Raw genomic sequence first — 17,084 nt, forward strand, 5'->3', positions numbered from 1 at the left:
TGATTCCCGGTTCGAACCGGCATTGATAGACACGCGCGCGACCTCGACTGTTTCGACGTGCGGGCCAACCCGCAAACCGGTGTAAAAAAACCGCGGCCGGTAAACCAGTCGCGGATCGACGGATACGGTACGCAGGACTCAGTTAGCGAATTCGGAATCTGGCGGCTGCTTCGTCATTCCGCAAGTGGCCCAATGTCACTGTTTTCAGCCTTGGCGCGGCGCAGCCTGTATCATGGTGCGCCGCCTCCGCAATAATACGGACGCTACGCCGCCTTCTTGCTCGTCGCGAGCTGCGCCAATTGCCGCATGATTTCCGTCGTGCCGGCAAGCCGCTCTTCCGGCGTCTCCCAATCCTGCAGGAACACCACCTTCATGTCGGGCCGTACCTTGGCGGCCTGGCCGTGGCTCTTGATGAACGTCACCAGGCGATCGGGATAGGCGAAGGAATTGTCGCGGAAGGTGATGACGGCGCCCTTCGGGCCGGCATCGATCTTCTCGACATTGGCGTTTCGGCAGAACGCCTTGATCGCGGCAACCTTGAAGAGATAGCGCACCTCGTCCGGCAGCACGCCGAAACGATCGCGCATTTCAGCGCCAAAGTTCTCGATCTCCTCCTCGCTGTCGAGATCGGCGAGGCGCCGATACAGCGACAGGCGCACCGAGAGATCGCCGACATAGTCCTCCGGAATGAGCACGGGCATGCCGATGGTGATGGTCGGCGACCAGCGATCGGCGGCGGGCTCGGACACGCCGGCCTTGAGGTTGACGATCGCCTCCTCCAGCATCGATTGATAGAGCTCGAAGCCGACCTCCTTGATGTGGCCGGACTGCTCTTCACCGAGCAGGTTGCCGGCGCCGCGGATATCAAGGTCGTGCGAAGCGAGCTGGAAGCCGGCGCCCAATGTCTCCAGCGACTGCAGCACGGTGAGGCGGCGCTCGGCCTGCGCGGTGATCTTCTGCTGCGACGGCAGCGTGAACAGCGCATAGGCCCGCAGCTTGGAGCGGCCGACGCGGCCGCGCAGCTGATAGAGCTGGGCAAGGCCGAACATGTCCGCGCGATGCACGATCAGCGTGTTCGCGTTGGGAATGTCGAGGCCGGATTCGACGATCGTGGTCGAGAGCAGGATGTCGAACTTGCCGTCGTAGAACGCGGTCATGATGTCCTCGATCACGGCGGGCGGCATCTGGCCGTGCGCGACCGCGACCTTCATCTCCGGCACGTTCTTGTCGAGGAAATCCTTCACCTCGGCGAGATCGTCGATGCGCGGCACCACGTAGAACGCCTGGCCGCCGCGATAACGCTCGCGCAGCAGCGCCTCGCGGATCATCAGTGGATCGTGCGGGGCAACGAAGGTGCGGACCGCAAGGCGATCGACCGGCGGCGAAGCGATGATCGAGAGCTCGCGCACGCCGGTGAGCGCCAGCTGCAGCGTGCGCGGAATCGGGGTTGCCGACAGCGTCAGCACGTGCACCTCGGAACGCAGCGCCTTCAGCCGCTCCTTGTGGGTGACGCCGAAATGCTGCTCCTCGTCGACGATGACGAGGCCGAGATCGCGGAACTTGATCGCCTTGCCGAGCAGCGCATGGGTGCCGACGACGATGTCGACGGAGCCGTCGGCGATGCCCTTCTTGACCTGGTTCAGCTCCTTGGTCGGGATCAGGCGCGAGGCCTGCGCCACGTTGACCGGAAAGCCCTTGAAGCGCTCGGTGAAGGTTTTTGCGTGCTGGCGCGCCAGAAGCGTGGTCGGCACCACGACCGCGACCTGCTTGCCTTCGAGCGCGACGGCGAACGCCGCGCGCAAGGCGACCTCGGTCTTGCCGAAGCCGACGTCGCCGCAGATCAACCGGTCCATCGGGCGGCCGAGCTCGAGATCCTTGAGGGTGGATTCGATGGCGCCAAGCTGGTCCTCGGTCTCGTCATAGGGGAAGCGCGCGCAGAACTCGTCATAGAGGCCCTGCTGCACCGGCAGCTTCGGCGCCTCGTGCAGATGGCGCGCGGCGGCGATCTTGATCAGCTCGCCCGCGATCTCGCGGATGCGGTTCTTGAGCTTCGCCTTGCGGGTCTGCCAGCCGGAACCGCCGAGGCGATCGAGCTCGACATCGGTCTGGTCGGAGCCGTAGCGTGACAAGAGCTCGATGTTCTCGACCGGCAGGAACAGCTTTGTCTCGGCGGCATAATGCAGCTCGAGACAATCATGCGGCGCGCCGGCGACATCCAGCGTCTGCAGGCCGATGAAGCGGCCAATGCCGTGGTCGACGTGGACGACGATGTCGCCGGCGGTGAGGCTCGTGACTTCCGAGATGAAATTGTCGAGCTTGCGACTGGCCTTGCGCGGCCGCACCAGGCGGTCGCCCAGAATGTCCTGCTCGCTGATGACGGCGATCTCGTCGGTCTCGAAGCCGCTCTCCAGGCCAAGCACGGCGAGCATGGTCTCGTTGCGCGGCGTCGCCTGCACCGTGCGCCAGGAATTGACGCTGGTGGTGTGGGTCAGCTTGTGGTCGCGCAGCATCGAGGTCATGCGGTCGCGCGAGCCTTCGCTCCACAGCGCGATCACGACCTTCTTGCGCTGGGCCTGCAAGGCCATGACATGAGCGACGACTGACTCGAAAACGTTGACCTTGGAGTCGTTACGTTCTGGTGCAAAATCGCGGCCCTTGCGCGCGCCTGCATCGACGACGCTGGTGCCGTCGGCAGGCACCGAGAATGCCGTCAGCCGGATCAGCGGCATGTCGCGTTCGCGCTTGCCCCATTCCTCCTCGGTCAGATAGAGCCTATCAGGTGGCAGCGGCTTGTAGATGGCGCCCCCGCCGGGATGCTCCATCGCATCGCGGCGCGCCTCGTAATAGTCCTGGATCTGCTTGAAGCGCTCGCGGACGGCGTCCTCGGCCTGCGGCTCGATTGCGACGGCGGCACCTTGCAGATAGTCGAACAGCGTGTCCATCCGGTCCTGGAACAGCGGCAGCCAGTGCTCCATGCCGGGATGGCGGCGGCCTTCGCTGACCGCTTCATACAGCGCATCATCGCGCTCGGGCGCGCCGAATTCGGCGACATAGCCCATGCGGAATCTACGAATTGTGTCGGTGACGAGCTGGAATTCCGAGATCGGCACCAGATCGAGCGAGCGCATGTCGAGCAGCGTACGCTGGGTCTCGGCGTCGAAGGACCGGATCGATTCCAGGCTGTCGCCGAAAAAGTCGAAGCGAACAGGCTGATCGAGGCCGGCCGGAAACAGATCGAGGATGCCGCCGCGCACGGCATATTCGCCGGGCTCACGCACGGTCGACGACCTGACGTAGCCATTGTGCTCGAGCCAGGCGACGATGGTGTCCATCGGCACGACATTGCCGGGCGCAACCGACAGCGCCTGCGCCGCAACCAGCTCGCGCGCAGGCACGCGCTGCACGACGGCGTTCACCGTTGTCAGCACGATCAGCGGCTTGTCGCTGCCGGTGAGCGCGGCGAGCCGGGCCAGCGTGGTCAGGCGCTGCGCCAGAATGCCGCCGTGCGGCGAGACGCGGTCATAAGGCTGGCAGTCCCAGGCCGGAAAGGTCAGCACCGGCAGGTCGGGCGCGAAGAATTGCAGCGCGCGTTCGAGCTGCTGCATCCGCCCGCCGTCGCGGCAGACCACCGCGAGGCTGACAGCCGGCTGCTTCGGCCGTGCCGCGATGGCGCGCGCCAGATCCGAGACGATGAGGCCTTCGGCCCCCTCGGCGACATTGGCAAGCGTCAGCGCGCGGCCGGGCGTAAGCAGCTCGGCCGGTGATTTCATTCCTTGCTTCATACGTTGCCGTCCGCGATCGGATAGGCCTTGATGCGGGCGAACAGCGCGCCGGTGACATCTTCTGGCAGCAGCTTGTCACCGGTGATGGCGGCATAGAGATCGGGATCGTTGACCTCGAGCAGGGTCTCGAGCTCGGTCAGCTCCGCGTCCGTGAGGTTGCCGATCTCGGCATCCGCGAAGCGGCCGAGGATCAGGTCCATCTCGCGCGTGCCGCGGTGCCAGCAGCGGAACAGAAGCCGCTTGCGGCGATCGTCCAGCCCGTCGCTCGATCGTGTCGTTCCCGTCATGTCTCAAATCCAGTCAAACGCCGAAAGCCCGGACGTGCCGGGCCGGGGTGATATAGCCATTGGAACTGGCCGTGTCAGCCCTTTGTTATTGCAATTGTTTGGAGACCGTCATTGCCGGGCTTGACCCGGCAATCCATCGTCATTGAAAGATGGATGCGCGGGTCGCTGCTCCGCCAAAGGCTTCGCCGGGCTTTCGATCTTGGGCCGGCGAAGCCCTAGCGAAGACGGCAAGCCCGCGCATGACGAATGTTGCGAGAATGCGCCCCAGCCTGCTCAATCCGCTGTTTGCTCCCGTGACCAGCCTGCCCGGCGTCGGTCCGAAGCAGGACAAGCTGCTGCAATATCTGCTCAGCCGGAGCGAGACGCCGCGGCTGGTCGACCTGCTCCTGCATCTGCCGAGCCAGGTCATCGACCGCCGGGCGCGGCCGAAGATCCGCGACGCCAGCGTTGGAACCATGGTGACGCTGGAGGTCACCGTCGACCGTCACCGCCCGCCTCCGCCGCGCAATGCGCGCGCGCCGTATCTCGTCTACGCCAGCGACGACACCGGCGACGTCGTGCTGACGTTCTTCCGTGCCAAGCCCGGCTATGTCGAAAAGCTGCTGCCCGTGGGCGAAAAGCGCTACGTCTCCGGCACGCTGCAGATGTATGACGGCATCCCGCAGATCGTCCATCCCGACCGCGTGCTGGACGAGGAAGCGATCGCAAAACTCTCCGGGATCGATCCCGTCTATCCGCTCACCGAGGGTCTCGCGCTCGGCTCGCTCCGCCGCGCCATTGCGCAGGCCTTGCAGAAGCTTCCGGCCTTGCCGGAATGGATCAGCCCGGATGTGCTGCGCCGCTGCAATTTCCCGCCCGTGACCGAAGCGCTCCATCGCGTGCACCAGCCGGTCGAGTTGACGGACATCCTGCCCGATCAGCGCTTCTGGTCGCGCCTGGCCTTCGACGAGTTGCTGGCCGGCCAGCTCGCGCTCGCTCTGATCCGCGCGCAGCTGCGGCGGCCTGCCGGCGTGCGCAACGCCGGCGATGGGCATCTGCGCCACAAGATCATCGACGCCCTGCCCTACGCGTTGACACCTTCCCAGCGCAATGCCGCCGCGGCCATCGCCGACGACCTGAAGCAGCCCGTGCGCATGCTGCGTCTGCTCCAGGGCGACGTCGGCTCGGGCAAGACGGTGGTGGCCCTGCTGGCCGCCGCGGCCGTTGCCGAGGTCGGCAAGCAGGCCGCGTTGATGGCCCCGACGGAAATTCTCGCGCGCCAGCACATCAAGACCATTGCGCCGCTGGCCGAGCGCGCCGGCATGCGGGTGGCGATCCTCACCGGCCGCGAAAAAGGCAAGGAGCGGCGCGAGATCATGACCCAGCTCGCCGACGGCGAGATCGACCTGCTCGTCGGCACCCATGCGCTGATCCAGGACGACGTCGTCTTCCATGGTCTGGCCCTCGCCATCGTCGATGAGCAGCACCGCTTTGGCGTCCGCGAGCGGTTGGCGCTGACGTCAAAGGGCGAAGCCGTCGACGTTCTCGTGCTGAGCGCAACGCCGATCCCGCGCACGCTGGTCCTCACCTATTTCGGCGACATGGACATCAGCGAGCTCCGCGAAAAACCCGCCGGCCGCCAGCCGATCGACACCCGCGCGGTCGCCATGAGCCGGCTCGGTGAGGTCATGGATGGCGTCGGCCGCGCGCTCGACTCCGGTAAGCTGGTCTACTGGATCTGCCCGCTCGTCGAGGAATCCGAGGCCGAGGGCACCGAGCATCTCACCAACGCAACGAAACGTTTCGACAGCCTGCAAAAGCGTTTCGGCGATCGTGTCGGTCTGGTTCATGGCCAGATGAAGGGCACCGAGAAGGATCGTGTCATGGGCCAGTTCGCAGCCCACGAGATCGGCCTTCTGGTCGCGACCACCGTCGTCGAGGTTGGTGTCGACGTGCCGGCCGCCACCATCATGGTGATCGAGAATGCCGAGCGCTTTGGCCTCGCCCAGCTGCACCAGCTGCGCGGCCGCATCGGCCGCGGCTCGGAGGCCTCGACCTGCATTTTGCTTTACAGCGAGCCGCTCGGCGAAATGTCGAAGGCGCGGCTGAAAGTGATCCGTGAGACCACCGACGGCTTTCGCATCGCCGAGGAAGACCTGAAACTCCGCGGCGAAGGCGACGTGCTGGGCGTCCGCCAGAGCGGCCTGCCCGGCTACCGCATCGCGCGCTCGGAGGTGCACGGCCAGCTCATCACGCAGGCCAGAGACGAGGCGCTGCGCATCATGAAGGCCGATCCGAAACTGAAGGGCGAGCGCGGCGAAGCGCTGCGCTGCCTGCTGTATCTCTATGAACGGGACGAGGCGATCCCGTTGATCGGGGCGGGTTAGCTCACCGCTCGCCGCCGTCCGACTTCATAGGCCGCCACGTGCGCTCGCGCCAGATCCAGCAGCGGCGTGTCGACATTCAGCTTGCGGGCCCGGTTGGCCATATCGCCCAGGATATGCTCGGACTCGGTGATCGAGCCGCGCTCGATGTCGCGCAGCATCGAAGCCTTGAGCGGCGAGTCCAGGGTCGTGAACAGTTTTCGGTCAAACTCGATGAACGGGGCGCGCGGCTCGAAACCCGAGGCGGTCGCAACAGTGCAGCATTCCGCGAACAGGCGGAAGATCGATTGCTCGCCGTTCGGGACAGCCAGGATGTCGCCGATGCTGGCGCGCATCAGGCAGGTAATGCCGGCGAGCGTCGAGAGCTGGACGAACTTCTCCCACATGTCCTGCATGATCGCTTCGCTGGCGCGTACGTCGATCCCGGGGACCTGGAACAGCTTCTCCAGGGCAAGGGTGCGCTCACTCAGCGAACCCCCGGTTTCACCGAAGACGATGGTCTGATTGGCCATGAACTGAACGACACGGCCATCCACATCGAGCCCGGCGCTGACATTGGCGAGCCCACCGAGAACGCGCTCGCCACCGAACCGCGCCGTCAGGGCGTCGATGTGTTTCAGCCCGTTCAGGATCGGCAGTATCATCGTGCTCGGGCCAACGGCCGGGGCAAACTGGCTCATGGCGTCGTCGAGCGAATAGGCCTTCACGCCGAGGAGCACGACGTCGAAGGGCTCGCTGAGCTCGTTCGCCATCAGGATCTTCGGCTGCACGGCAAAGTCGCCGTGCGGGCTTTTGATCCGCAATCCATCCCGCCGCAATTGCTCGGCGCGCCCGGCCCGCACCAGAAAGGTCACGTCGGCGCCCGCTCGGACCAGGCAAGCTCCGTAATAGCCTCCGAGCGCTCCTGCGCCGATCACCAGCACTCTCATCTGAACTCCTGTGCCATGTTCCCGGCAGGCCAAAGCTTTGGCCGCCGAACAAGTGAAGATCAGGCCTTCTTTGCAGCACCGGTCGCGAACGCCTTCAGGAGCGACGCATCGACTGCCTCGCCTTTGGCATCGGCGGCCAGATGCTCGAACCATCTGGCAAAGCCTTCGTAGATCTGGCTCGCCGGATGATCGGGCCCGAGGAACCCCGATATCTCATGCATCTCCGCGACCCAGCGATAGGCCTTCGGGATCATGTCGGGCAGTGCGACCTCGAGCCGGGCCAGGATCGCGGGCTGGCTGAGCGCGAGCTCATCGCGCAGTGCATCGGCGGCCCCCGCCTTGGTCGCCGCGATCACCATGGCCGAGCCGATGCCGGCGAGGCCCTTGACGATGCCAGCATAGGACATTTTTAGCGCTGAGGCAGCACCCACCGGACCTTCGACGATGCGGATGTCGAGCCCCAAATCCTTGAGCAGGGCGAGATTCCTGGCGTGTTCGCCGGACATGTAGAAGGCCGGGCTCTTGCCGCCCGGCTGCGGCGGGAAGCCGATGATGCCGCCATCGACGAAGGGCGCCTGCGCCGAGCCGATGATCTCCTCGATCCGCTTCACCGTGTCGACATTGACGGCGTTGCAGTCGACCACGACCGGCTTCTTGTGGCGCTTCACAATCAATGCGGCCAGCCGCTCCGCCAGCGCCTCCGCCTCGCCCGGCGGCACGATCGAGAGAATGATATCGGCATCCGCGATCGCATCGTCCTCGGCGCCGATCATGCCGGCATCCGCCGCGCGTTTCAGCGTCGCCTCGCTGCGTCCCTTCAAAGACGTCAGCACGCGCGCGCCGTTCTCGCTGAGGCGACGGGCCACCGCGCTGCCCATGGCACCGGGGGCGAGGATCGCAATGGTCGTTGGCATCGGGCGCACTCCAGTTCGACGTCCGAGCGCTGCGCTCGGTCCGACCGGAACAATAGCAGAGGACGCGAACGCCAGCGTGACCGCAGGCCATCCCGCCGGGGAATAGCCCTACTCCGCCTTCGCAGGCTCAGGCTGGAGCGTAGAGGCATTGGCAATGCGCGCGGCATTGGCCATGCCCGCGAGCGCGGCGGCCTTCTTCGGGTCCGCTGCCGAGCCGGGCTGCACCACGCCGGCGGACATGATCAGCGTTGCGGCATCCTCGGCGGTGAGGTCGACCTCGATGATCTTGCTCTTGGGCACGTAGAAGAAGAATCCGGTGGTCGGGTTCGGCGAGCACGGCAGAAATACCGAGACATGTTCGTCCTGCCCCGGCAGGCTGCGCGAGATCTCTTCGTTCGGCGATTGCGAGATCAGCACGATCGACCACATGCCGGGCGAAGGAAACTCGACCAGGCCCACTTTGCGGAAGCTCGAACCCTTGCCCGAGAACAGCGTCTCGAACACCTGCTTCAGGCCGCGATAGATGGCACGAACCGCAGGGATCCGGCCGAGGAAAGTCTCGCCGACATCGACCAGCGTGCGGCCGATCAGGTTCGCCGCGAGGAAGCCGACCAGCGTCAGCGTGAAGAATGCGACAATCAGTCCCCAGCCGGGAACGCCGTAAGGAAGATAGGTTTCCGGCCGGTAGGCCTGCGGCACGAAGGGTCGCACCACGCCGTCGACCCAGGTGACGAACCACCAGACCAGATACAGCGTGATTGCAATCGGACCGGTGACGATCAGCCCGGTCAGGAAATAATTGCGAAAACGGCCCATCAGGCCGGTATGCGGTTCCGGAATGGGATCAAGTGGCGCAGGCGCGTCGTCGCGGGTGGTCATTCGGGTTCCAGGTCGGTCGCTTCGTCCAAGCTAGGGGCTTCTAGCAGGTTTTGGAAGAGTGCGACGTGATCCCTTCTGCCTATTCCACGGTCACCGATTTCGCGAGGTTGCGCGGCTGATCGACGTCGGTGCCCATCACCACAGCCGTATGATAGGCCAGCAGCTGGACCGGAACGGCGTAGACCATCGGGGTGAAGGCCGCGGCCATGTCGGGCAAGACGATGGTGACGAGCGAATTCACCGTCGCTTCCGCCGCCCCCTTGGCGTCCGTCATCAGGATGATGTTGCCGCCGCGGGCGGCGACCTCCTGCATGTTGGAGACGGTCTTCTCGAACACGCGATCGTAGGGCGCGATGACGACAACAGGCATGGTCTCGTCGATCAGCGCGATCGGGCCGTGCTTGAGCTCACCGGCGGCATAGCCTTCGGCGTGGATGTAGGAGATTTCCTTCAGTTTCAGCGCGCCTTCGAGCGCCAGCGGGAAGCTGGTGCCCCGACCGAGATAGAGCACGTCCCGGGATTTTGCGATCCGGTGCGCGAGCTTCTCGATCTGAACCTCATTGGTGAGCGCATCCGACATCAGACGCGGGATCTCGACGAGACCGTGAACGAGCTTGGTTTCGTCCTCATCGGACAATACGCCGCGCGCTTTGCCCGCGGCAATGGCGAGGTTTGCCAGCACCATGAGCTGGCAGGTGAAGGCCTTGGTCGAGGCGACGCCGATCTCGGGGCCGGCCAGCGTCTGCAGCACGGTCTCGCTCTCGCGCGCGATGGTCGAGGTCGGCACGTTGACGACGCCGATGGTGTGCGCGCCCTCTGCCTTGGCGTAGCGCAGCGCCGCCAACGTGTCGGCGGTCTCGCCGGATTGCGAGATGAAGATCGCTAGATCGCCCTTGCGCAGCGGCGCTTCGCGGTAGCGGAACTCGGAGGCGACATCGACCTCGACCGGCAGGCGCGCAAAGCGCTCGAACCAGTATTTGGCGACGATGCCGGCATAGCTCGCGGTGCCGCAGGCCGTGATGTTGATGCGCTGGATATCCTTGAAGTCGAACGGCAGCTTGACCGGCAGCGAGACGCGCTCGGTCGCCATGTCGACATAGCGCGCCAGCGTGTGGCCGACCACTTCCGGCTGCTCGTGGATCTCCTTCGCCATGAAATGGCGGTAGTTGGCCTTGTCGACCAGCGAGGTCGAGGCGGCGTGCTTGATCTTGTCGCGTTCGACGGCCTTGCCGTCCTTGTCGAAGATCGTGGCGCTCTTGCGGGTCAGCACCACCCAGTCGCCATCCTCGAGATAGCTGATCGTGTCGGTGAACGGGCCGAGCGCGATCGCATCCGAGCCAAGATACATCTCGCCGTCGCCATAGCCGATCGCCAGCGGCGGCCCGTTGCGGGCGCCGATCATGAGGTCGTCGTCGCCGGCGAAGATGAAGCCGAGCGCGAAGGCGCCGCGCAAGCGCGCCAGGGTCAGCTTGACTGCTTCCACCGGCGTGCTGCCGCGCGTCAGGAGATCGTCGACGAGGTGCAGCACGATCTCGGTGTCGGTCTCGGTGTGGAACACCGTGCCCTTCGTCTCGAGTTCCTCGCGCAGCTCGCGGAAATTCTCGATGATGCCGTTATGCACGACCGCGACGCGATCGGTCGCATGCGGATGGGCGTTGTTGACGGTCGGCTTGCCGTGGGTGGCCCAGCGGGTGTGACCGATGCCGGTGGTGCCCAGAAGCGGCTCAGCTTCCAGCCGCTTCTCCAGGTTCTTCAGCTTGCCCTCGGCGCGGCGGCGCGCGAGGTGCTTGCCTTCGAGCGTGGCGACGCCCGCGGAATCGTAGCCGCGATATTCGAGACGTTTGAGCGAATCCACCAATTGCTCCGCAACCGGCTCGCGCCCGAGAATGCCGACAATCCCGCACATGCGGATCAATATCCCCCAAATCGTCGAAAAATCGCCTAAACGACGCGTCCGATTTTTAGCCAAGTTCCTAAGGAACCAGATACTCAATAATTATGACCGATTGCGACAAGCGTCGCTGACGGCAATCCCGGGTCCCGTATCGATGTGACCAGCTTTTAACCTCGCGCATTAACCCGACGTCAACAAGTTTGGCCAACGATTCCCGCCCAGGAGATCAGGCCATGAAAGCCACCACGTCCGACCGCAAAGGTCGGTCATCGCTGTATATTCGTGCCAGTGAGACCTCCGGCACGCACCTAGCGCATTGGCCGCCGCCCCAGCGCGGCAAGGAAAGCAAGCCTGTCTTCATCAAGCATCCTGAAGGCGAGCCGATCAAGCGCGCCAAGCCGCGCGGCTGGCGCCTGACGCGCGCGATCTTCTCCGAATTCGCAGACGACGAATAACGCATCTTATTTTTCAGCCTTCTTCCCGCCGCTCTTCATCTCGCGATAGCGCGCCGCGCCGCCTTCCCTGATGGTCTGCTGGCTGCGCTCGAGCGCCATCGCATCGTCAGGCACATCTTTTGTGATCACAGAACCCGAGCCGATATAGGCGCCGTTGCCGATCTTGACCGGGGCGACCAGCGAGGAATTGGTGCCGACGAAGGCGCCCTGTCCGATCACCGTCTTGTGCTTCTTGAAGCCATCATAGTTGCAGGTGATGGTGCCGGCGCCGATGTTGGAATTCGCGCCGACGGTGGCATCGCCAATGTAGGAGAGATGGTTGACCTTGACGCCGGCCTCGAGCGTCGCCGCCTTGGTCTCCACGAAATTGCCGATCCGCGCGCCGTCGCCGAGCGACGTGCCGGGCCTGAGCCGCGCATAGGGCCCGACCGAAACCTTCTTGCCGAGCGTGGTCTCGACGATATGCGAGAAGGAATGGATCACGGTGCCGTCGGCGATCGAGACGCCGGGGCCGATCACCACGAACGGCTCGATGGTGACGTCCTTGCCGAACACGGTGTCGGCGGCGAGAAACACAGTTTCGGGGGCGATCAGGGTCACGCCCGCATCCATCGCGGCCTTGCGCAGCCGCGTCTGCATCACGCCCTCCGCTTCCGCAAGCTGGGCCTTGGTGTTGATGCCGCGCACTTCGTCCTCGCTGGTTTCGATCACGACGGACTCCCATCCATTGTCGTTGGCCACGCCGACCGCATCGGGTAGATAATACTCGCCCTTGGAATTCGCATTGCCTATTCTGTCGAGGATCGCGAGCGCGCGGCGGCCGTCGATCGCCATCACCCCGGCATTGCACAGATCGATCTTGCGCTCATCATTGCTGGCATCGGCATGCTCGCGGATCGCCACCAGGCGATTGCCCTCGACGATGAAGCGTCCGTAGCCTGTTGGATCCTTGGCGCGGAAGCCGAGCGCGGCGATCGCGGCCCCGCCGGCAAGCGGCGCGCGCAGCCGCGCAAAGGTCTCGGCCGAGATCAGTGGCGTATCACCGAAGGCGATCAGGACGTCATCCACGCCGCGCGCAATCGCCTTTCGCGCCGCCAGCACCGCATGCGCCGTGCCGAGCCGCTCGGCCTGCACGAAGATGAGCGCATCGGGGCGGATACGCTTGGCCTCGTCCGCGACCGCCTGATGATCGGGGCCGATCACGACCGCAAGCGCTGTGCCGGTTCCCTGCGGAGCGGCGCCAAGCACATGGGCGAGTAACGACTGGTGAGCGACGGAATGCAGCACTTTCGGCAGGTTCGATCGCATGCGCGTGCCCTCGCCGGCGGCGAGCACGATCGTGAGGCTTGAGCGGATGGTCATCGCAATCCTGTCAAATACGGCCGAATCGATCATCACATCGGCGGGCGGCACGCCGAAGCCGCCTGGGCTTTCAGCCTTGCTACCCCCGCAAACGCCCGGAATTCAAGTGCGCGTGGGTTTTCCTGTTAATGTTCCTTGATTGATTCGGGGAAGCCAGACAGGGCTGGGCACTTAACGTTCATGGCAAGGGATTCCGACCCACTGGCGGATGCCTTCGGCGACAAGGAGACCGGCGGGCTGTTCTCCGGACTTTTGGCCGAGGAAGGCGCGTTCGATCGTCGTTTGCTGTGGCGGCTGGGCTCGTGGGGCGTCGCCGCGGTCGGCGCCGTCGTGGTCGCCGTGATGGCCAACCAGGCCCAGCTCGGCTGGCGGCGCGACCAGGTCGCCTCCGCCGACCTCGCCCGCCAGTCCGACCAGATTCAGGTGCTGACCAAGCAAATCCAGCTCGAAGCCCGCCGCTTCGCCTCCGCGATCGAGACGCTGAACACCGATCGCGACCGGCTCTATTCGCGCGTCACGGTGCTCGAGCAGGGGCTCGATTCCGTCACAGGCGCCATCGCCAAACAGAACGCGACATCGCAGCCAGCGCCAGCCTCGAAGCCGCAGGACGTTCCCGTCGCCCCTGCACAGCCCCCGGCCCCGGCGCCGGAGGTCGCACCGGTTGCCTCGACGGCCGCCTCGCTGGTCGACAGGCCGCGCGTCACGTCCGCCAAGGAGCCCAAGGACGTCGCGAGCAAGGACAGTTCGAGCAAGGACAGCTCGAAAGAGGCTGCGAAGGATCAGCCGAGCCCGTCGCCACAGACAGCGGCTGCCGCCTCGCTGGTTCAGCAGGCGCCGGTAACGCCATCGGCAGCGCCGATGCTTCCGCTGCTGCCATCGAAGTCGATCATGGCACCGCCGGATCCTGCCGCGTCGAAACTGATCCAGCCGGAGCCAACCGAGAAGGCCGCCGACAAGAAGCCCGAGCCGGCGCCAGCTCCGACCGAAGTCGCAGCAGCCAAGCCAGCTGAAGCGACAGAAGCCGAGGTCCCCGCCATCGCAGTTCAGCAGACGCGCTTTGCCATCGAGCTCGGCGGTGCGAATTCGGTCGACGGCTTGCGCAGGCTCTGGCGCGGGCTGAGCAAGTCCAACCCCGAGATCGCCGCACTCCGGCCCATCATCATGATCAAGGAAGGCACGAACGGCCTCGGCATGCAGCTCCGCCTCGGTGCAGGTCCCCTGATCAACGCCGCCGCCGCGGCAAAGCTCTGTGCGGGCCTTGCCGAAAGCGACCGCCATTGCGAGACCACGGTGTTCGACGGCCAGCGCCTGTCAATGCGCGGAGGCTCGGACAAATCCCAAGAAAAGTCCCAAGAGAAATCCCAAGACAAATCCCAAGAGAAATCCCAAGAGAAATCCCAGGACAAGGGATCGGAGAAGAGCTCCGAGAAGGCGCAAGACTCCGTGCCGCAAGCCGAGACGGCCCCCGCGGCCGCGCCGACCGCCAAGCCCGACAAGCATCGCCGCAGCTACTCCTCCAAACGCTCAAAGCGCGAGGAGCCGGCGCCCGCGCCGCAACCAGCGCCGGCCGCAGCCAAGCCACCGGAGACGGCGTCGGCGGGATCGACGATATCATCCTTCTTCAGGCGATAGGGCTATCAGGACGCTTGATTGATGAGCCGGAGCTCAGCGTCGCGTGAGCGATGCGTTCGGCTAAAAGGCCGTCAGCTGGCTGATCTTGATCACCGCACAGATGATCATGCCCCACAGCGCAAAATTGATCTGCAACGCTTCAGTCATTACCAATCCTCTCGCGTCCTCCTCAGCGCGCTCTGGAACGAGGTGATCCGCTCCTGATCGAATCAGCAGACACGCTCGGCGCGTTCACGACGAACGTTAGGCCGGGTCGAAACTTTCGCAAATCCGTATCGCTACGGTTCCGAGGCGCGGAGTGCAGCAAAAAGCCAGCGACCCGAGGGATGCCCCCGGTGTAAAAATCGCCCGCCCCCTGTTGCTCCCTCCCGCCATCCCGACCATATTGCCGGCATGACAAAGAAGCCGTTTCGCCTCACGCCGTATCAGGTCCAGTTTCTCATCGTCGTCGGGTTCGTCACCGTCGGCTGGGCGCTCTATGTGCGCTATCTCGCGATCGAGTTCTCTCAAGTCGCGCTCGCATGCGACGCCGGCCTGCAGACCATGATCTGCAAGGCGCGCTCGGTGTCGACGTCGCTGTTCAAGAACTCGGTGTTCGGCATCGTCGCGCTTGTGATCGCCACGCTGAACCTGATGCGGCCTTCGATCGTGCTGCTCACGCTCGGCGTCGTCGCAGCCGGCCTCGGCATCGTGCTCTACAACATCGTGCTGTCGGGCCTTGCAATCGGCCTGCTCATCCTTGGCTTTGCTCGGCCCGCGCCCGCCACAGCGTGAGCGCGAACAAGAGATAGATCGCGCAGGTCCACATCGCCTGCCAATTGTCGCGGCCTTCGTTCAGAAGCACGTAGACCGCCGACACCGCCAATAGCCCCGCGAACACCGCTTCCGCGATCGGCCGCGCGCCGATCTGCGGCCGGTTCAACATCAAGAGCGCGAACGGCACCACCGCCATCGTCAGCGAGGCATAGGGGAAGTCGCGGTAGCGCGGATCGAACACGAAGCCGAGCGCGGTCTCGGCCGCGATCACCGCCGTCACCGCCAGGGTCAGGCCGAGCACGGCCGAAAGCTTCGACCATTTGCGTCCCTCGCGCGGCCCGAGCAGGTCGAGGAAGCTCGGCAGATTGCGACCGATCACAAGCGCCTGCGCGCAGAAGATCGGCGAGAGGATGCCGGCGAGCAGCAGCGCGCCCCATTGCAGCCAGCCACCCCAGCCATAGCTCTCGTAATACATCTTGTCAGCGGCGATCCCGAGGAGGATGCCCGCCGATGTCGCCGAGATGCCGACGGCGAGCCAGGCCGAGAAGCGCGGCGTCCAGGGCCGGCGCCGCAGCGTGATGAGGGCGACCGCGAACACCAGCACGCTGAGGCCCATGCCTGACCCCATGTACCATTTCCAGAGGGGGAAATTGCTGATCGGCTCGCCCGGCGGATATTTCAGCTGGCGCCGCACGGAATCGAGCAGACCCCAATAGCCGCCGACGGTGCCTTCCAGCCGCCGCTTCCATGGCTGGTCATAAGCCTCGATGAGATTGACGCGAAACTTCAGCGTCTTCGCAAGCGCCAGAATCTCCGAGACGACGCGCGCCTGGTTGGTGCGCGACGGCAGCGCGCCTTCGCGCATGCGGCCCTCGCTCGGCCAGCCGGTTTCACCGATCAGGATTTCCTTGTCAGGGAACGCCACCGCCATCCGCTCGCGGATCGCCTCGACATGAGACGAGGCGAATTTCGCCTTCACCGGCATGTCCTCCCAGTAAGGCAGGATGTGAATGGTGACGAAGTCGACGGCGTCATAGACCTCGCGGTTCTTCAGCCAGTATTCCCAGACGTCGGCATAGGTCACGGGCACGGTGACCTGGGCCTTCACCGAGCGGATGATCGCGATGAGATCCTGCGTCGTCATCTCGCCGCGCAGCAACACCTCGTTGCCGACGACGAGCGCGGAGATGGTGTCGGGGAATTCCTTGGTGAGGCGGACCGCGGTCGCCACCTGCGCAAAGTTCTTGGCACGGTTGCTGCCGAGCCAGATGCCCTGGATCACCTTCAGCCCGCCGACCTTGGTCGCAACCGCCGGCACCTGGTCGAGCCCGTTTTCAATGGAGTAGGTGCGGACGCAGTCGGTGATCTCCTTGAGCTGGCGCAGATCCTGCTCGATCTGGTCGGCCTCGATCTGAGTCCACGCGTTCAACGGCGTCTGCTCGCCGCGGAACGGCGCATAGGAGACGCATTGGACCTTGTCATTGGGATCGATGGGGGCGCGCGCGAGCGTGATCGGCGTGGCAAGCCACCACCACACGGCAGCAATCGCACCCAGTGAGACGAGCAGGAGCGCCAGTGGCGTACGAAGTGAAATTTGTTCCGTCCTCCGCGAAGGGCCCGTCGATTACCCGCTCGCACGCCGTCTGCCAAGGGGGGACCGGGGCCGCACGCGCCCTCTCCCCGACGAATTAGGCTGCGGCGGTTCGACCATTCCCTAGGATCGTGACTTTGCTGGACAAAAATCCAAATACAGGCCAATGGATTTCGCGGGACTTTTCCGCCGCATTGGAGACCCATTTGGACGCCATCACGACCGGCGTCCGCGAGGTCC

The 17,084-nt window shown here is 64.8% G+C and carries 12 protein-coding genes; 4 read left to right on the forward strand and 8 right to left on the reverse strand.

The features are described 5' to 3' along the window. Nucleotides 1-263 precede the first annotated feature (263 nt). Together mfd and AOQ71_RS31680 are read right to left on the reverse strand one after the other, a co-directional pair. On the reverse strand, nucleotides 264-3,782 hold the full coding sequence (gene mfd / locus AOQ71_RS31675; RefSeq protein WP_057755403.1) for a transcription-repair coupling factor: 3,519 nt from the start codon (nucleotides 3,780-3,782) through the stop codon (nucleotides 264-266). After that, nucleotides 3,779-4,069: an FAD assembly factor SdhE gene (locus AOQ71_RS31680; protein ID WP_057755405.1), complete on the reverse strand. Its 291-nt coding sequence runs from the start codon at nucleotides 4,067-4,069 to the stop codon at nucleotides 3,779-3,781. The genes mfd and AOQ71_RS31680 overlap by 4 nt, the downstream gene beginning before the upstream one ends. A gap of 257 nt (nucleotides 4,070-4,326) precedes the next feature. Here AOQ71_RS31680 and recG point away from each other — a divergent pair, with 257 nt between their 5' ends. Further along, nucleotides 4,327-6,435 (forward strand): ATP-dependent DNA helicase RecG, encoded by a 2,109-nt coding sequence (recG, locus tag AOQ71_RS31685; protein WP_057755409.1) that lies wholly within the window; start codon nucleotides 4,327-4,329, stop codon nucleotides 6,433-6,435. On the opposite strand, the gene panE is transcribed toward recG, so the two are convergent. The 4 genes from panE to glmS all read right to left on the reverse strand — a co-directional run bounded on the left by panE (nucleotide 6,432) and on the right by glmS (nucleotide 11,060). Then, nucleotides 6,432-7,361, reverse strand: coding sequence for a 2-dehydropantoate 2-reductase (gene panE, locus AOQ71_RS31690; protein ID WP_057755411.1), 930 nt, complete (start codon nucleotides 7,359-7,361; stop codon nucleotides 6,432-6,434). The genes recG and panE overlap by 4 nt on opposite strands. A 59-nt stretch (nucleotides 7,362-7,420) precedes the next feature. Continuing rightward, nucleotides 7,421-8,275: an NAD(P)-dependent oxidoreductase gene (locus tag AOQ71_RS31695; RefSeq protein ID WP_057755413.1), complete on the reverse strand. Its 855-nt coding sequence runs from the start codon at nucleotides 8,273-8,275 to the stop codon at nucleotides 7,421-7,423. Between the two features lie 108 nt (nucleotides 8,276-8,383). Next, complete coding sequence (locus AOQ71_RS31700) at nucleotides 8,384-9,154, reverse strand: DUF502 domain-containing protein (RefSeq protein ID WP_057755415.1); 771 nt, start codon at nucleotides 9,152-9,154, stop codon at nucleotides 8,384-8,386. Nucleotides 9,155-9,233: 79 nt separating this feature from the next. Beyond that, nucleotides 9,234-11,060 carry a glutamine--fructose-6-phosphate transaminase (isomerizing) gene (gene glmS / locus AOQ71_RS31705; protein WP_057755417.1) on the reverse strand — a complete coding sequence of 609 codons (1,827 nt, stop codon included), beginning with the start codon at nucleotides 11,058-11,060 and terminating at the stop codon, nucleotides 9,234-9,236. A 221-nt stretch (nucleotides 11,061-11,281) separates the two neighbouring features. Between glmS and AOQ71_RS31710 the strand changes: the two genes are divergently transcribed. Further along, complete coding sequence (locus tag AOQ71_RS31710; RefSeq protein ID WP_057755420.1) at nucleotides 11,282-11,503, forward strand: hypothetical protein; 222 nt, start codon at nucleotides 11,282-11,284, stop codon at nucleotides 11,501-11,503. Nucleotides 11,504-11,509: 6 nt separating this feature from the next. Here AOQ71_RS31710 and glmU read toward each other — a convergent pair whose 3' ends face one another. Beyond that, nucleotides 11,510-12,865, reverse strand: a complete 1,356-nt coding sequence (glmU, locus tag AOQ71_RS31715) for a bifunctional UDP-N-acetylglucosamine diphosphorylase/glucosamine-1-phosphate N-acetyltransferase GlmU (RefSeq protein ID WP_057756700.1) — start codon at nucleotides 12,863-12,865, stop codon at nucleotides 11,510-11,512. A gap of 180 nt (nucleotides 12,866-13,045) precedes the next feature. On the opposite strand from glmU, the gene AOQ71_RS31720 reads away from it, so the two are divergent. Further along, nucleotides 13,046-14,497, forward strand: coding sequence for a hypothetical protein (locus AOQ71_RS31720; protein WP_057755423.1), 1,452 nt, complete (start codon nucleotides 13,046-13,048; stop codon nucleotides 14,495-14,497). 393 nt (nucleotides 14,498-14,890) lie between these two features. Further along, nucleotides 14,891-15,271, forward strand: coding sequence for a hypothetical protein (locus AOQ71_RS31725; RefSeq protein ID WP_027534560.1), 381 nt, complete (start codon nucleotides 14,891-14,893; stop codon nucleotides 15,269-15,271). Here AOQ71_RS31725 and AOQ71_RS31730 read toward each other — a convergent pair. Continuing rightward, on the reverse strand, nucleotides 15,231-16,790 hold the full coding sequence (locus AOQ71_RS31730) for a glycoside hydrolase family 17 protein (protein ID WP_057755425.1): 1,560 nt from the start codon (nucleotides 16,788-16,790) through the stop codon (nucleotides 15,231-15,233). The genes AOQ71_RS31725 and AOQ71_RS31730 overlap by 41 nt on opposite strands. Between the last annotated feature and the right edge of the window lie 294 nt (nucleotides 16,791-17,084).

The organism is Bradyrhizobium manausense, from assembly GCF_001440035.1.
GTDB classification, from domain to species: domain Bacteria; phylum Pseudomonadota; class Alphaproteobacteria; order Rhizobiales; family Xanthobacteraceae; genus Bradyrhizobium; species Bradyrhizobium manausense.

What these genes read in the sequence shown, in the direction of transcription:
- mfd (WP_057755403.1), bottom strand. Translation starts at nt 3,782, where the DNA reads ATGAAGCAAGGAATGAAATCACCGGCCGAGCTGCTTACGCCCGGCCGC.
- AOQ71_RS31680 (WP_057755405.1), bottom strand. Translation starts at nt 4,069, where the DNA reads ATGACGGGAACGACACGATCGAGCGACGGGCTGGACGATCGCCGCAAG.
- recG (WP_057755409.1), top strand. Translation starts at nt 4,327, where the DNA reads ATGCGCCCCAGCCTGCTCAATCCGCTGTTTGCTCCCGTGACCAGCCTG.
- panE (WP_057755411.1), bottom strand. Translation starts at nt 7,361, where the DNA reads ATGAGAGTGCTGGTGATCGGCGCAGGAGCGCTCGGAGGCTATTACGGA.
- AOQ71_RS31695 (WP_057755413.1), bottom strand. Translation starts at nt 8,275, where the DNA reads ATGCCAACGACCATTGCGATCCTCGCCCCCGGTGCCATGGGCAGCGCG.
- AOQ71_RS31700 (WP_057755415.1), bottom strand. Translation starts at nt 9,154, where the DNA reads ATGACCACCCGCGACGACGCGCCTGCGCCACTTGATCCCATTCCGGAA.
- glmS (WP_057755417.1), bottom strand. Translation starts at nt 11,060, where the DNA reads ATGTGCGGGATTGTCGGCATTCTCGGGCGCGAGCCGGTTGCGGAGCAA.
- AOQ71_RS31710 (WP_057755420.1), top strand. Translation starts at nt 11,282, where the DNA reads ATGAAAGCCACCACGTCCGACCGCAAAGGTCGGTCATCGCTGTATATT.
- glmU (WP_057756700.1), bottom strand. Translation starts at nt 12,865, where the DNA reads ATGACCATCCGCTCAAGCCTCACGATCGTGCTCGCCGCCGGCGAGGGC.
- AOQ71_RS31720 (WP_057755423.1), top strand. Translation starts at nt 13,046, where the DNA reads ATGGCAAGGGATTCCGACCCACTGGCGGATGCCTTCGGCGACAAGGAG.
- AOQ71_RS31725 (WP_027534560.1), top strand. Translation starts at nt 14,891, where the DNA reads ATGACAAAGAAGCCGTTTCGCCTCACGCCGTATCAGGTCCAGTTTCTC.